This is a genomic window from Agromyces sp. NPDC055520 (assembly GCF_053619715.1).
Map to the genome: position 1 here is coordinate 1 of NZ_JBSHJY010000062.1, position 15,113 is coordinate 15,113.

The 15,113-nt window shown below is 67.9% G+C and carries 13 protein-coding genes; 1 reads left to right on the forward strand and 12 read right to left on the reverse strand.

The window, feature by feature from the left end; genetic code table 11:
* Positions 1 to 123 precede the first annotated feature (123 nt).
* The 12 genes from ACWGST_RS16025 to coaE all read right to left on the reverse strand — a co-directional run bounded on the left by ACWGST_RS16025 (position 124) and on the right by coaE (position 14,385).
* Positions 124 to 489, reverse strand: coding sequence for an RNA polymerase-binding protein RbpA (locus tag ACWGST_RS16025; protein ID WP_452047666.1), 366 nt, complete (start codon positions 487 to 489; stop codon positions 124 to 126).
* A gap of 11 nt (positions 490 to 500) precedes the next feature.
* A complete protein-coding gene (secG, locus tag ACWGST_RS16030) occupies positions 501 to 752 on the reverse strand; it encodes a preprotein translocase subunit SecG (protein ID WP_452047667.1) in 252 nt (83 codons plus the stop codon).
* A 104-nt stretch (positions 753 to 856) separates the two neighbouring features.
* Entirely contained in the window at positions 857 to 1,645 is a 789-nt protein-coding gene (gene tpiA / locus ACWGST_RS16035) for a triose-phosphate isomerase (protein WP_452047668.1), read from the reverse strand.
* On the reverse strand, positions 1,639 to 2,850 hold the full coding sequence (locus tag ACWGST_RS16040; RefSeq protein WP_452047669.1) for a phosphoglycerate kinase: 1,212 nt from the start codon (positions 2,848 to 2,850) through the stop codon (positions 1,639 to 1,641). The genes tpiA and ACWGST_RS16040 overlap by 7 nt, the downstream gene beginning before the upstream one ends.
* Positions 2,851 to 2,861: 11 nt before the next feature.
* Positions 2,862 to 3,866 carry a type I glyceraldehyde-3-phosphate dehydrogenase gene (gap, locus tag ACWGST_RS16045; protein ID WP_452047670.1) on the reverse strand — a complete coding sequence of 335 codons (1,005 nt, stop codon included), beginning with the start codon at positions 3,864 to 3,866 and terminating at the stop codon, positions 2,862 to 2,864.
* A gap of 96 nt (positions 3,867 to 3,962) precedes the next feature.
* Positions 3,963 to 4,589 carry a superoxide dismutase gene (locus ACWGST_RS16050; protein ID WP_452047671.1) on the reverse strand — a complete coding sequence of 209 codons (627 nt, stop codon included), beginning with the start codon at positions 4,587 to 4,589 and terminating at the stop codon, positions 3,963 to 3,965.
* A gap of 97 nt (positions 4,590 to 4,686) precedes the next feature.
* Entirely contained in the window at positions 4,687 to 5,667 is a 981-nt protein-coding gene (gene whiA, locus ACWGST_RS16055; protein WP_452047672.1) for a DNA-binding protein WhiA, read from the reverse strand.
* 37 nt (positions 5,668 to 5,704) lie between these two features.
* Positions 5,705 to 6,580, reverse strand: a complete 876-nt coding sequence (gene rapZ, locus ACWGST_RS16060) for an RNase adapter RapZ (protein WP_452047673.1) — start codon at positions 6,578 to 6,580, stop codon at positions 5,705 to 5,707.
* A gap of 36 nt (positions 6,581 to 6,616) precedes the next feature.
* Positions 6,617 to 8,611: an excinuclease ABC subunit UvrC gene (gene uvrC / locus ACWGST_RS16065; RefSeq protein WP_452047674.1), complete on the reverse strand. Its 1,995-nt coding sequence runs from the start codon at positions 8,609 to 8,611 to the stop codon at positions 6,617 to 6,619.
* A 4-nt stretch (positions 8,612 to 8,615) separates the two neighbouring features.
* Positions 8,616 to 11,507 carry an excinuclease ABC subunit UvrA gene (uvrA, locus tag ACWGST_RS16070; protein WP_452047675.1) on the reverse strand — a complete coding sequence of 964 codons (2,892 nt, stop codon included), beginning with the start codon at positions 11,505 to 11,507 and terminating at the stop codon, positions 8,616 to 8,618.
* A 110-nt stretch (positions 11,508 to 11,617) separates the two neighbouring features.
* The gene (uvrB, locus tag ACWGST_RS16075) at positions 11,618 to 13,684 is read right to left on the reverse strand and encodes an excinuclease ABC subunit UvrB (protein WP_452047676.1); all 2,067 of its coding nucleotides are present in this window, start codon (positions 13,682 to 13,684) and stop codon (positions 11,618 to 11,620) included.
* A gap of 68 nt (positions 13,685 to 13,752) precedes the next feature.
* Entirely contained in the window at positions 13,753 to 14,385 is a 633-nt protein-coding gene (coaE, locus tag ACWGST_RS16080) for a dephospho-CoA kinase (protein ID WP_452047677.1), read from the reverse strand.
* An 81-nt stretch (positions 14,386 to 14,466) separates the two neighbouring features.
* Here coaE and ACWGST_RS16085 point away from each other — a divergent pair, with 81 nt between their 5' ends.
* Positions 14,467 to 15,069, forward strand: coding sequence for a DUF4126 domain-containing protein (locus tag ACWGST_RS16085; protein ID WP_452047678.1), 603 nt, complete (start codon positions 14,467 to 14,469; stop codon positions 15,067 to 15,069).
* Positions 15,070 to 15,113: the final 44 nt, after the last annotated feature.

Below are 15,113 nucleotides of genomic sequence, written 5' to 3' on the forward strand. Positions count from 1 at the left end.
TTTCCACCCACACGCCGCAACCCCCGTGGTCTCACTGTGTGGGGGGCTGGTTTTTTTTAAAACGCCCCCGCGCGCGCGGGGGCCGGCCCCCCGCCCCCCCCCTTCTCGCATTCCCGCCTCGGGTCAGTCTTTCGGGATCTGACCGCGACGCGTGCGCAGCTGCGTGAGCGCGTCGTCGAGGAGCGTCGCCGCCTCCTCGTCGGTACGACGCTCTTTCACGTACGCGAGGTGTGTCTTGTAAGGCTCGAGCTTCGAGACCGACGGCGGGTTCTCGCGATCGCGGCCGGCCGGCAGGCCGGTCGACGGGCTGTCGATGGTCTCGGGGATCTCTTCCTCGGGGAGGGTCGCCGAGAAGTAGCGCACGGTCTCGTTGCCGTGTGCGTCCCAGTAGCTGATGGCGACGCGGTCGGCGTGGAAGCCGCGATCCTGCTCGCCCATGGGGCCCGCGCCGACGCGCGAGCCGCGGATTGCACTGTTTCCTGATGCCATGACGGCTCCCGTCAGATTCCGGAGTCGAACTTGGTGATGAGGCCCAGCACGACGATGCAGGACACCCACACGAGTCCGAGGATGACCGTGATGCGGTTCAGGTTGCGCTCGGCGACACCGGATGCGCCGAGGCTCGAAGTGACGCCGCCGCCGAACATATCGGACAGACCGCCGCCACGACCCTTGTGCAGCAGGATGAGCAGCGTCAGCAGCAGGCTCGTGAGACCGAGCAGCACCTGCAGGACGACCTGGAGAATCTCCACGGGTTGAACCTTTCCGGGCACGACAGAGGCGTCGATGCCGACATTCGAGTATAGCCGGAAGCACGGCCGTGCCCGGGAGCGCACGCGCTCCCGGGCACGGTCGTTCAGGCTCCGACGTGCTTCTTGAACCTGACGATGCTCGAGAACTCGGCGATGTCGAGGCTCGCACCGCCGACGAGCGCGCCGTCGACATTCGGTTCGCGCAGGAACGAGGCGATGTTCGCGGCCTTCACCGAGCCGCCGTAGAGCACGCGGGTCGACTGTGCGACCTCTTCGCCGAGCAGTTCCACGAGCAGTGCGCGGAGCGCCGCGGCGACCTGTTCGGCCTGGGCCGGCGTCGCCGCCTGACCCGAGCCGATCGCCCAGACGGGCTCATAGGCGACCACGAGTCCCTTCGAACCGTCGACGCCGTCGAGGGCCGCACGCAGCTGCGCGACCGGCACCGCGCTCGGCCCGTGCGCCTCGAGATCTTCGGCGGTTTCGCCGACGCAGACGACCGGCACGAGGCCGTGACGGTGCGCGGCCTTGACCTTCGCGTTGACCTCGGCGTCGGACTCCGCGTGCAGCGTGCGTCGCTCGGAGTGGCCGATGATGACGTACGTGCAGTCGAGCGCCGCGAGGAACGCCCCGGAGATCTCACCCGTGTACGCGCCGGAATCGTGCGCCGAGACATCCTGAGCACCGTAGCCGATGGGCAGGGAGTCGGCGGAGACGAGCGTCTGCACCGAACGCAGATCGGTGAACGGCGGGAACACCGCGACCTCCGCGTCCGCGAAGTCGTGCTTCGCGTCGGAGAGCGCCCATGCGAGCTTCTGCACGAACGCGATCGACTGCAGGTGGTCGAGGTTCATCTTCCAGTTGCCTGCGATGAACGGGGTGCGCTTGCCTACCATCCGAGGACCTCCAGTCCGGGGAGCTTCTTGCCTTCGAGGAACTCGAGGCTCGCGCCCCCGCCGGTCGAGATGTGACCGAACTGCGAGTCCTCGAAGCCGAGTTGACGAACAGCGGCCGCCGAATCGCCGCCGCCGACGACGCTGAGGCCGTCGACCTGGGTGAGCGCCTCGGCGACCACTCGGGTTCCCGCCGCGAACGGCGCGAGCTCGAACACGCCCATCGGGCCGTTCCAGAACACCGTCTTCGACCCGCGGATGCGGTCGGCGAAGGCGGTGGCCGTTACCGGGCCGATGTCGAGGCCGAGCCCCGACGACCCGAACGGGGTGTCTTCGATCGCGTCGGCCGCGGCGACCACGTGCTCGGCATCCGCCGAGAACGAAGCGGCCACGACCACGTCGCTCGGCAGCACGATGTCGACGCCGCGGTCGGCGGCCTCGGCGAGGTAGCCCTTCACCGTGTCGATCTGGTCGGCCTCGAGCAGGCTCGACCCGACCCGGTGCCCCTGGGCGGCGAGGAAGGTGAAGAGCATGCCCCCGCCGATGAGCAGTGCGTCGACGCGCGGCAGCAGGTGGGCGATGACGCCGAGCTTGTCGGACACCTTCGAGCCGCCGAGCACGACCGTGTAGGGGCGCTCGGGGTTCTCGGTGAGTCGGTCGAGCACGTCGAGTTCAGCCGCGATCAGCAGGCCGGCGGCGCTCGGACGGAGCTGCTCGAGCTCGTAGACGCTCGCCTGCTTGCGGTGCACGACGCCGAAGCCGTCGGAGACGACCGCGTCGGCGAACACGGCGAGCTCGCCGGCGAACGCGGTGCGCTCGGCCTCGTTCTTCGAGGTCTCCCCCGGGTTGAAGCGGAGGTTCTCGAGCACGAGCACCTCGCCGTCGGCGAGGGCCGCAGCCTTCGCCGCGGCATCCGCGCCGACCGTGTCGGTCGCGAAGGCGACCGGCGCATCGAGCAGCTCGCCGAGGCGTGCGGCCACGGGGGCGAGGCTGTACCGGGGGTCGGGCGCACCGTCGGGTCGGCCCAGGTGGGAGACCACGATCACGCGGGCGCCCTGGGCGACGAGTGCCGCAAGGGTGGGGACCGACGCCCGCACGCGGCCGTCGTCCGTGATGACCGCGTCCTTGAGGGGGACGTTCAGGTCACAGCGGACGACGACGCGCTTGCCGGCGAGCGGACCGAGGGAGTCGATCGTTCGCAGGGTCACAGGGGCTCGATTCAGAGACGTTCGGCGACGTACTCGGTGAGGTCGACGAGACGGTTGGAGTAGCCCCACTCGTTGTCGTACCACGCCGAGAGCTTGACCTGGTCACCGAGAACCCGGAGGAGGCCCGCATCGAAGATCGACGAGTGCGGGTCGGTGACGATGTCGCTCGAGACGATCTCGTCTTCGGTGTACTTCAGGATGCCCTTCATGGGACCCTCGGCAGCGGCCTTGTACGCGGCCTTGACCTCGTCGACGGTCACGGGGCGCGACGACGTGACCGTGAGGTCGGTGATCGAACCGGTGGGCACGGGAACGCGCAGGGCGAAGCCGTCGAGCTTGCCGACGAGCTCGGGCAGCACGAGGCCGATGGCCTTCGCAGCACCGGTCGACGTCGGCACGATGTTGATCGCAGCGGCGCGTGCACGGCGCAGGTCTTTGTGGGGGCCGTCCTGCAGGTTCTGGTCGGCCGTGTAGGCGTGCACCGTCGTCATGAGGCCGCGCTCGATGCCGAAGGCGTCGTTGAAGACCTTCGCGAGCGGTGCGAGGCAGTTCGTCGTGCACGAGGCGTTCGAGATGATGTTGTGCTTCGCGGGGTCGTACTCGTGCTCGTTGACGCCCATCACGAAGGTCGCGTCCTCATCGGTCGCGGGAGCCGAGATGAGCACCTTCTTCGCGCCGGCCTCGATGTGCTTGCGAGCGTCGCCGGCCTTGGTGAAGAACCCGGTCGACTCGATGACGATGTCGACGCCGAGCTCGCCCCAGGGCAGGTTCGCAGGGTCGCGCTCGGCGAACGCCTTGATCGCCTTGCCGTCGACGATGATGTTGTTCTCGTCGTAGTCGACCGTCGCGTCCAGGCGACCCGTGATGGAGTCGTACTTCAGGAGGTGTGCGAGCGTCTTGTTGTCGGTGAGGTCGTTCACGGCGACGATCTCGAGGTCGGCGCCCTGAGCGAGGGCGGCGCGGAAGTAGTTGCGGCCGATACGGCCGAAGCCGTTGATGCCGATCTTTACAGACACAGATGTCTCCTGATTGACGATGGCGCGAACGCGCACTTTCACGGGTGAACTGGTCGGACGACGGTGTCCCCGGACGGGTCCGAGGACACCATCCGTTTACGACAGTAGCAGCAGCCCTGAGGTCTTCTCACCAGCGGTCGTGAACCGTTTCTGGACGTTCTCCCAGTTGGCGATGCTCCAGAACGCCGTGACGTAATCGGCGCGCACGTTCTGGTAGTCGAGGTAGTACGCGTGCTCCCAGACGTCGAGCATCAGGAGCGGCACGATGCCGGCAGGCAGGTTGCCCTGCTGGTCGAAGAACTGCACGATGATCAGTCGTTCTCCGACGGAGTCCCATGCCAGCACCGCCCAGCCCGATCCCTGCACGCCGAGCGCCGTCGCGGTGAAGTGGGCCTTGAACTTGTCGAACGACCCGAACTGGTCGTCGATCGCCGCGGCGAGGTCGCCGGTCGGCTGGTCGCCGCCGTCGGGCGAGAGGTTCGTCCAGAAGATCGAGTGGTTGACGTGTCCGCCGAGGTTGAAGGCGAGGTCTTTCTCGAGCTTGTTGACGTTCGCGAGGTTGCCGGAGTCACGAGCCTCGGCGAGCTGCGCGAGGGCGGTGTTGGCACCCGTCACGTACGCCTGGTGGTGCTTCGAGTGGTGCAGCTCCATGATCCTGCCGCTGATCGCCGGCTCGAGCGCCGAGTAGTCGTAGGGCAGATCGGGGAGGGTGTAGTCGGCCATTGCTTCTCCTTGTCAGATGCGCCGGATCCCCCGGGCGTATCCCCGGGATTCCGCGGCTGCCCCTCGAGTCTATGCCCGCCCTCGACGCGGGCTCCGCTCAGACCTCGTCGAGATCGGCGGGCAGGCTCGCTTCGGTGCCGGGTACGCCGAGGTCGGCGGCCTTCTTGTCGGCCATCGCGAGCAGACGGCGGATGCGCCCGGCGACGGCGTCTTTCGTCATGGGCGGGTCGGCGTAGTGACCCAGTTCGTCGAGGCTCGCCTCGCGATGGGCCAGACGCAGTTGGCCGGCGTACTTCAAGTGGTCGGGGATGCCCTCGCCGAGCAGCTCCATGGCGCGCTCGACCCGAGCGCACGCGGCCACGGCGGCCTGCGCGGAACGGCGCAGGTTCGCGTCGTCGAAGTTGACGAGACGGTTGGCGGTTGCACGCACCTCTCGGCGCTGGCGCAGCTCCTCCCAGTTGCGCACGGTATCGGTGGCGCCCATGACCGCGAGCATCGCGCTGATCGCCTCACCGTCGCGGATGACGACACGGTGCACGCCGCGCACCTCTCGAGCCTTCGCCGAGATGCCGAGCCGCCCAGCGGCACCGACCAGTGCCATCGCCGTCTCGTTGCCGGGGCAAGTCACCTCGAGCGCGGCCGAACGGCCGGGATCGGTCAGGCTGCCCTTCGCGAGGAACGCCCCGCGCCAGATCGCCGCGACCTCGTCGCGCGACCCGGTGGTGAGCTTGTTGGGCAGCCCGCGCACGGGGCGACGACGAGCGTCGAGCAGCCCGGTCTGGCGAGCGAGGGTCTCGCCCCCGTCGAGCACACGCACGAGGTACTGGTTCGAGCGCCGCATGCCGGTCGGTGAGATCACCGAGACATCGGGTCGCACGCCATAGATCTCGCCCAGGTCGCGCGTCACGCGACGCACGAGCGTCGGCGAGTCGAGCTCGGCCTCGATCGCGATGCGGTTCGAGATGATGTGCAGCCCCCCGGCGAACCTCAGGATCGACGCCAGTTCGGCGACCCTGACCCCGGTCTTCGACACCTCGACGCGCGCCAGTTCTTCTTTCACGTCAGCGGTCAGTGCCACTTGTCGTCCCATCTCTCATACATTGCAGGGTCGACGATCACTCGCGACCCAGATCCCGATCTTTCACACTCACGACGACACCGGGCAGCTCGGCGATGCGCTTCGACAGCTCGCGCACGAGTGCGACCGAGCGGTGCTTGCCCCCGGTGCATCCGATCGCGATGGTCGCATGCCGCTTGTTCTCGCGCTGGTAGCCGGCGAGCACCGGCTCGAGCGCCTTCACGTAGGCCTCGACGAACTCCATCGCACCCGGTTGGCTCAGCACGAATTCGGAGACGACGGCATCGTCGCCCGTCAGATGGCGCAGTTCGGGGATCCAGAACGGATTCGGCAGGAATCGGGCGTCGGCCACGAGATCGGCGTCGGAGGGCACGCCGTACTTGAAGCCGAAGCTCTGCATGGTGATGCGGAGCCCCGCATGACCCGCTTCGGCGAACGTCTCCCTCGTGAGGGTCGCCAGCTGGTGGATGTTGAGGTCGGAGGTGTCGACGACGATGTCGCTGGCCTCGCGCAGTTCGGCGAGGCGCGCACGCTCGGCGCCGATGCCGTCGAGCAGCGTGCCGTTGCCCTGCAGCGGGTGGGGCCGGCGCACCGACTCGAATCGCCGCACGAGCACCGAGTCGGTGGCGTCGAGGAACATGACGCGCACGTTGACACCGGTGCGAAGGGCCTGGATGATCTCGCGGAGCTCGGAGAAGAAGTCGCGACCGCGGATGTCGACGATGGCCGCGATGCGCGGCAGGGATGTGCCGGCCCGTTCGACGAGTTCGACGAGAGGGCGCAGCATCTGCGGGGGAAGGTTGTCGACGACGTACCAACCGAGGTCTTCGAGCGCGTTGCCGACCGTGGTGCGACCCGCGCCGGACATGCCGGTGACGATCAGCATCTCCTGCTGTTCTGAATCGACGGTCATCGTGCCGAAGCCCCCTTCGCGTGTCGACACCCCAGCCTATCTGGGTGCGGGGGCGCCATCGGCGTGCAGGGTTAGGTGCACGGTCGCCGCGAGCAGCGGGCCGATGCCCTTCACCTCGGCGATCTCGGTCTCGGATGCCGCACGCAACTGCTTGACCGATCCGAAATGGCGCAGCAGCTCTTTCACGCGCGACGGTCCGAGCCCGGGGATCTCGGAGAGCACGCTGCCGATGTCGCGCTTACGACGCTGTCGCTGGTGGGTGATCGCGAAGCGGTGGGCCTCGTCGCGCACCCGCTGGAAGAGGAAGAGCGCGTCGCTGTTGCGCGGCAGGATCACCGGGAAGTCGCCGTCCGGCGTCCAGATCTCTTCGAGCCGCTTCGCGATGCCGCAGAGGAAGATGCCCTCGACACCCGACTCCTCCAGTGCGCGCGCCGCGGCCGCCACCTGCGGCTGCCCGCCGTCGACGATCAGCAGGTTGGGCCGGTAGGCGAATTTCTTTCGGGGTTCGGATGCCGCGGCATCCGCTTCGCCATCAGGCAGGCCCCGCCCGCCTCCGCTGTCGACTGCGATTGCGACTGCGCCGTCTGCCGTGTCGGCTCGGCCTGCTCGATCTGCCGCCGCCGACTCTGTCGGCGACTTCAGGTACGCGAGGCGGCGAGTGAGCACCTGATGGATCGAGTCGGTGTCGTCGGTCGAGTGCGGAATCGTGAAGCGGCGGTACTCGTCTTTGCGCGGCAGGCCGTCTTCGAAGACGACCATCGAGGCGACGATGTTCGTGCCGCTGAGATGCGAGACGTCGTAGCACTCGATGCGCAGGGGTGCGTCGGCCATGCCGAGCGCCTCTTGGATGTCTTCGAGGGCACGCGACCGCGTCGTGAAATCGGCGCTGCGCCGGGTCTTGTAGAGCATGAGGGTCTGCTTGGCGTTCTGCGTCGCGGTGGCGAGCAACGCCGCCTTGTCGCCGCGCTGCGCGGCACGCAGCCGCACCTTGCGCCCGGCCATGGCACCGAGCCAGGCCTCGAGCGCCTCGGCGTCGTCGGGCAGCTCGGGTACGACGACCTCGGCGGGCGGTACTCCCCCGTCGCCGTAGGCGTTCTGCACGACCGAGTCGACGAGATCGCCCAGCGGCACGTCGAGCTCTTTGTCGACCGTCCACGAGCGCACGCCGCGGATGCGCCCGCCGCGCACGATGAAGAGCTGCACGGCCGCGGCGAGCTCGTCGTGATCGATGCCGAAGACGTCGATGTCGACCTTCTCGCCGAGCACGACCGCGCTCTTCTCGAAGAACGACGTCGCGGCCTGCAGCCGATCGCGCAGTCGTGCCGCGGACTCGTAGTCTTGCACCGCCGCGGCCGACTGCATGCGCTGCGTCAGCTCGCCGAGGATGCGCCTGTCTTGATTCTGCATGAACGCGACGAAGCGATCGACGTTCTCGCGATGCTCTGCGATCGTCACGCGCCCGGAACACGGCCCGAAGCACCGCCCGATCTGGCCGGCGAAGCACGGCTTGCCGCTCGCCATCGCCCGCCGATAGTCGGAGTCTTTGCAGGTACGGATCGGGAACAGCTTGAGCAGGATCTCGAGCGTCTCGTTGACCGCCCACACCTTCGGGTACGGCCCGAAGTACCTCGCACCGCGAATGTTGCGGTTGCGGGTGACGACCGCCCGCGGCGCCTCGTCGGCGAGGGTGACCGCGAGGTACGGATACGACTTGTCGTCTTTGAACTGCACGTTGAAGGGCGGGTCGAACTCGTTGATCCAGGTGAACTCGAGTTGCAGTGCCTCGACCTCGTTGGCGACGACGGTCCACTCCACCGAGGCTGCCGTGGTGACCATGCGCCGGGTGCGCTCGTGCAGGGTGCGGAGCGGCGCGAAGTAGTTCGAGAGCCGGGCCCGGAGGTTCTTGGCCTTGCCGACGTAGAGCACGCGTCGTTCGGCGTCGCGGAATCGGTAGACCCCGGGCCCAGTCGGGATCTCACCCTTCTTCGGGCGGTACGAGACGCCCTCGATGTTCGACGATGCGCTGTTCATCGCCTCAGCTTGCGACCGCGGCTCGCACCGATCCCCCGTCGAGGATCTCGCGGAGGAAGTACCCCGTGTGGCTCTCGGTCACCGCGGCGACCTGTTCGGGAGTGCCGGTCGCGACGATCTGACCGCCGCCCGACCCGCCCTCTGGGCCGAGGTCGATGATCCAGTCGGCCGACTTGATCACGTCGAGGCTGTGCTCGATCACGATGACGGAGTTGCCCTTGTCGACGAGCTTGCCGAGCACCTTGAGCAGCTTCTGCACGTCTTCGAAGTGGAGCCCCGTCGTGGGTTCGTCGAGCACGTAGACGCTGCGGCCGTTGGAACGCCGCTGCAGCTCGGTGGCGAGCTTCACACGCTGCGCCTCGCCGCCCGAGAGGGTGGTGGCGCTCTGGCCGAGCTGCACGTAGCCGAGCCCGACCTCGACGAGCGTCTGCAGATAGCGGTGGATGGCAGAGATCGGTTCGAAGAACTCGGCCGCCTCGCTGATCGGCATCTCGAGCACCTCAGCGATGTTCTTGCCCTTGTAGTGCACCTGCAGGGTCTCGCGGTTGTACCGCTTGCCGCCGCAGACCTCGCACGCGACGTAGACGTCGGGCAGGAAGTTCATCTCGATCTTGATCGTGCCGTCGCCCGAACACGCCTCGCAGCGCCCGCCCTTGACGTTGAAGCTGAATCGGCCCGGCAGATAGCCGCGCGCCTTCGACTCTGTCGTCTCGGAGAAGAGGGTGCGGATGCGGTCGAACACCCCCGTGTACGTGGCGGGATTCGAGCGCGGCGTGCGGCCGATGGGCGCCTGGTCGACGTGCACGACCTTGTCGAGTTGATCGAGCCCCGTGACCCTGCGGTGCTTGCCGGGCACCTTGCGGGCGCCGTTCAACCGGTTGGCGAGCACCCGGTAGAGGATGTCGTTGACGAGCGACGACTTGCCCGAGCCGCTCACCCCCGTGACGGCGGTCAGCACGCCGAGCGGGAACTCGACGTCGACGCCGCGCAGGTTGTTGGCCTCAGCGCCCTGCACCGTGATCATGCGCTCGGCGTCGATCGTACGACGCCGATCGGGAATCGGGATCTCACGACGCCCCGACAGGTAGTCGCCCGTGAGCGAGCGCGTGTTCTTCACGAGGTCGGCGTAGCTGCCCGAGTGCACGACGGTGCCGCCGTTGACGCCGGCACCCGGGCCGATGTCGACGATCCAGTCGGCGGTGCGAATGGTGTCTTCGTCGTGCTCGACGACGATCAGCGTGTTGCCGAGGTCGCGAAGGGCGATGAGCGTGTCGATGAGGCGGCGGTTGTCGCGCTGGTGGAGGCCGATGCTCGGTTCGTCGAGCACGTAGAGCACGCCGGTCAGGCCGGAGCCGATCTGCGTCGCGAGGCGGATGCGCTGCGCCTCACCGCCCGAGAGCGTGGCCGCCGCCCGCGACAGGTCGAGGTAGCTCAGCCCGACCCTGATCAGGAAGTCGAGTCGCAGCTTGATCTCGCGCAGCACCTGGGCGCCGATCGCCTGCTCGCGATCGGTCAGCTCGAGGCGGTCCATGAACGAACGGGCGTCGGTGAGGCTCAGCAGCCCGACGTCGGCGATGCTGTGGTCGTGGATGAGTACCGAGAGCACCTCGGGCTTCAGCCGCTTGCCGTCGCAGACCGGGCACGGCACCTCGCGGAGGTACTCGGACCAACGGGCCCGCTGCACGTCGGTCTCGGCCTGCAGGTACTGCCGCTCGATGTAGGGCACGACGCCCTCGAAGCCCGAGGTGTAGCTCATCTCGCGGCCGTAGCGGTTGCGCCACTTGACCTTGACCTCGAAGTTGTCGCCGCGCAGCACCGCTTGGCGGGCGGTCTCGTCGAGCTCCTCCCACGGGGTGTCGAGCGAGAAACCGAGGTCGCGCGCGAGGCCGCCGAGCAGCTTCTCGTAGTAGTTGTAGAGGCTCTTGCCCTGCGAGGTCCACGGCAGGATGACGCCCTCGGCGATGCTGAGGCTCTGGTCGCCGAGCAGCAGCGCGTCGTCGACCGACATGCGGGTGCCGAGACCCGAGCACTCGGGGCACGCGCCGAACGGCGCGTTGAACGAGAACGTGCGCGGCTCGATCTCGGTGAGCTGGATGGGGTGCTGGTTAGGGCACGACAGCTTCTCGGAGAAGGTGGCCCAGGCCGCGGGCCCCGTCTCGTCGACGTAGTTGATCTGCACGAGCCCGTCGGTGAGCCGGAGCGCGGTCTCGAGCGAGTCGGTGAGCCGCCCGAGCAGCTCGGGCGCGGCCACGAGACGGTCGATGACGACGGAGATGTCGTGCTTGATCTGCTTCTTGAGCTTCGGCGGGTCGTCGAGGCGGATCACCTCGCCGTCGACGACGGCGCGCGAGTAGCCCTGCGCCGCGAGATCACGGAAGAGGTCGACGAATTCGCCCTTCTTCTTCGACACGACCGGGCTCACGACCTGGTAGCGCGTGCCCTCGGGCAGCTCCATGAGCTGGTCGGCGATCTGCTGCACCGTCTGCCGCTGGATGCGCTCACCGCACACCGGGCAGTGCGGCACGCCGATGCGCGCCCACAGCAGTCGCATGTAGTCGTAGATCTCGGTGATCGTGCCGACGGTCGAGCGCGGGTTGCGGTTCGTCGACTTCTGATCGATCGAGACCGCGGGGCTCAGCCCCTCGATGAAGTCGACGTCGGGCCGGTCGACCTGCCCGAGGAACTGACGGGCGTACGCCGAGAGCGACTCGACGTAGCGCCGCTGCCCCTCGGCGAAGATCGTGTCGAAGGCGAGCGACGACTTGCCCGAGCCCGAGAGCCCGGTGAAGACCACCATCGCGTCGCGCGGAATCTCGACGTCGACGTTCTGCAGGTTGTGCACGCGGGCTCCGCGGACACTCAGGCGCGAATGGGCATCGAGACGTGAAACTGGCACCCTTCGAGTTTAGAGAGCGCCACCGACATGGATGCCGCGGCCACACGTGCTCTGAGCGAACATACGTTCGAATCGGGGCTGAACTCCGCCGACGTGTCACCGGTCACGACTCAGTCGAGATGCCCGGCCTTCTCCATCTGCCGGAGCTCGCGCTTCAGATCGGAGACCTCGTCGCGAAGTCGAGCCGCGAGCTCGAACTTCAGCTCGCCGGCGGCGATCAGCATCTGGTCGTTCAGATCGCGGATGATGTCTTCGAGGTCATTGGCACCGGCCGCCGCGATGCCCTCGCGACGGAGGTTCGGCACCGAGGTCTTCTTCCTCGCATCGCGGCCGGCGAGGAGTGCCGCGGTGTCGGCCTCTTCTCGCGCGAGCACATCGGTGATGTCCGCGATGCGCTTGCGGAGCGGCTGCGGGTCGATGCCGTTGACCCGGTTGTACTCGATCTGCATGTCACGACGCCGCGTGGTCTCGTCGATCGCCGATTTCATCGAGTCGGTGAGCACGTCCGCGTACATGTGCACCTCGCCCGAGACGTTTCGCGCGGCACGGCCGATGGTCTGGATGAGCGAGGTCGACGAACGGAGGAAGCCCTCTTTGTCGGCGTCGAGGATCGCGACGAGCGAGACCTCGGGCAGGTCGAGCCCCTCCCGGAGGAGGTTGATGCCGACGAGCACGTCGTAGACGCCCGCCCTGAGCTCGGTGAGCAGCTCGACCCGCCGCAACGTGTCGACGTCGGAGTGGAGATAGCGCACGCGCACCCCCGCCTCGGTGAGGAAGTCGGTGAGCTCTTCGGCCATCTTCTTCGTGAGCGTCGTGACGAGCACGCGTTCGTCGCGATCGGCGCGGGTGCGGATCTCTTCGAGCAGGTCGTCGATCTGCCCCTTCGAAGGCTTCACCACGATCTGCGGGTCGACGAGCCCCGTCGGGCGGATGATCTGCTGGACCACGCCGTCGGCGATGCCCATCTCGTAACGCCCGGGGGTCGCCGAGAGGTAGACCGTCTGGCCGACGCGGGCCTTGAACTCGTCCCACTTGAGCGGCCGGTTGTCGAGCGCACTCGGGAGGCGGAACCCGTGCTCGACGAGCGTGCGCTTGCGCGAGGAGTCGCCCTCGTACATCGCGCCGATCTGCGGCACCGTGACGTGGGACTCGTCGATCACGACGAGGAAGTCGTCGGCGAAGTAGTCGAGGAGGCAGTGCGGCGCCTCACCCGCCTGGCGGCCGTCGATGTGCCGCGAGTAGTTCTCGATACCCGAGCAGAACCCGATCTGCTCCATCATCTCGAGGTCGAACGTCGTGCGCATGCGCAACCGCTGCGCCTCGAGCAGCTTGCCCTCGCGCTCGAGCTCGGCGAGCCGCTCTTCGAGCTCGACGCGGATCGTGCCGATCGCGCGCTGCATCACCTCGGTGCTCGCGACGTAGTGCGAGCCCGGGAAGACCGGCACCGAGTCGAGCTTCGCGACGACCTGACCGGTCAGCGGATGCAGGCTGTAGAGCGCCTCGATCTCGTCGCCGAACATCTCGATGCGGATCGCGAGCTCTTCGTAGATGGGGATGATCTCGATCGTGTCGCCCCGAACGCGGAAGTTGCCGCGCGAGAAGTCGACGTCGTTGCGCTGGTACTGCATCGACACGAACTTGCGGATGAGCCAGTCGCGGTCGACCTTCTGCCCGACCTGCAGCGGCATCATCGCGCCGAGGTACTCTTCGGGCGTGCCGAGGCCGTAGATGCACGAGACCGACGACACCACGACGACGTCGCGACGGCTCAGCAGCGAGTTCGTCGTCGAGTGCCGCAGTCGCTCGACCTCGGCGTTGATCGAGCTGTCTTTCTCGATGAAGGTATCGGTCTGCGGAACGTAGGCCTCAGGCTGGTAGTAGTCGTAGTACGAGACGAAGTACTCGACGGCGTTGTTCGGCAGGAGCTCGCGGAACTCGTTGGCGAGTTGCGCCGCGAGCGTCTTGTTGTGCGCGAGCACGAGGGTCGGCCGCTGCACCTGCTCGATGAGCCACGCGGTCGTCGCCGACTTGCCGGTGCCGGTCGCGCCGAGCAGCACCACGTCGGTCTCACCGGCATTGATGCGTGCCGCGAGCTCGGCGATCGCCGCCGGCTGATCGCCGCTGGGCGTGTACTCGCTGATGACCTCGAACGGCCGGACGGAACGGGTGGCCTGCATGCTCTCCAGTCTAGGAGCGCCCGCCGACACTCCCCCTGGGAGCCGGCTGTCAGGCCGAGGGCCGCCGGTCAGGCCTGTTCGCGCCGCTCCCGCTGTTCGCGCCGCTCTTCGACGATGCGGTGCCAGAGGTCGTCGGTCTGGCTCATCGTGTGCGCGAGCGTGCCGTCGGTGTCGATCACGACGTCGGCGATCGCGAGCCGGGCCGTGTTGTCGACTTGCGCGTCGACCCGTGCCTCGGCCTGCCCGAGATCGAGCCCCCGGTTCTCGACGAGACGTTGCACCTGGGCGCGTCGCGGTGCATCGGTCACGACGATCAGGTCGAAGGGATGGTCGACGGAAGCCTCCACCAGGAGCGGCACGTCGTAGACCACGACGGCATCCGGGTCCTCCTGCTCGGCCTTCGCGATCAGGCGGGCCGAAAGCTCCCGCACCGCGGGATGCACGATCGCGTTGAGCTTCGCGAGCTGCTCCGGATCGCCGAAGACGCGCTCACCGAGCTTCGCGCGGTCGAGGGTGCCGTCGCGGTTCAGCACCTCGGCGCCGAACGCCTCGACGATCGCGGCGAGGGCCGGCTTGCCGGGCTCGACGACGCGCCGCGCGAGCTGGTCGGCGTCGATGTGCACGGCGCCGTGCTCGTACAGTCGACGCGCGACGGTGGACTTTCCTGAGGCGATGCCGCCCGTGAGGCCGATCAGATACACGCCTCCCACTCTATCCGTGCGACACTCGACGCAACGGCACAGAACGCGACCGCACCGAACGCGACAGCACCGGAGACGACCATGCTCGAGCTGCTCACGGGAACAGGTCTCGCCCTCGCGGCGGGCCTGAACGCGTGGATCCCCCTCGTCGTGATCGGCGCGCTCGACCGCTTCACCGGGCTCATCGAGCTGCCGCCGCAGTGGGCGTGGCTCTCGAACGAGTGGGTGCTGCTCATTCTCGTCGTGCTGCTCATCGTCGAGTTCGTCGCCGACAAGGTGCCGGGCCTCGACTCGATGAACGACATCGTGCAGACCGTCGTGCGCCCCACTGCGGGCGGTCTGGCCTTCGGTTCGGGCGTCAGTGCCACGACCGTCGCCGTCACCGACCCCGAAACCTTCTTCGCCTCGCAGCAGTGGGTGCCGATCGCGATCGGTGTCGGCCTCGCGCTGCTCGTGCACCTCGCCAAGGCGATGGCACGACCGATCGTCAACACCGCGACGGCCGGAGTCGGCGCACCCGTCGCAAGTGCCGCCGAAGATGCGGGTTCATTCGCCCTGGCGTTCGCGGCGATCCTCGCGCCGGTGCTCGTCGTGCTCGGCATCGTGGTGATCGCGGTGCTCGTGATCTCCGCCGTGCGCCGCCGTCGGGCCCGTCGCACGCGACATCCGTCACCCACAGCCTGAAACGCCGGAAGGCCGGCCCCCGAGGGGACCGGCCTTCCGTACCG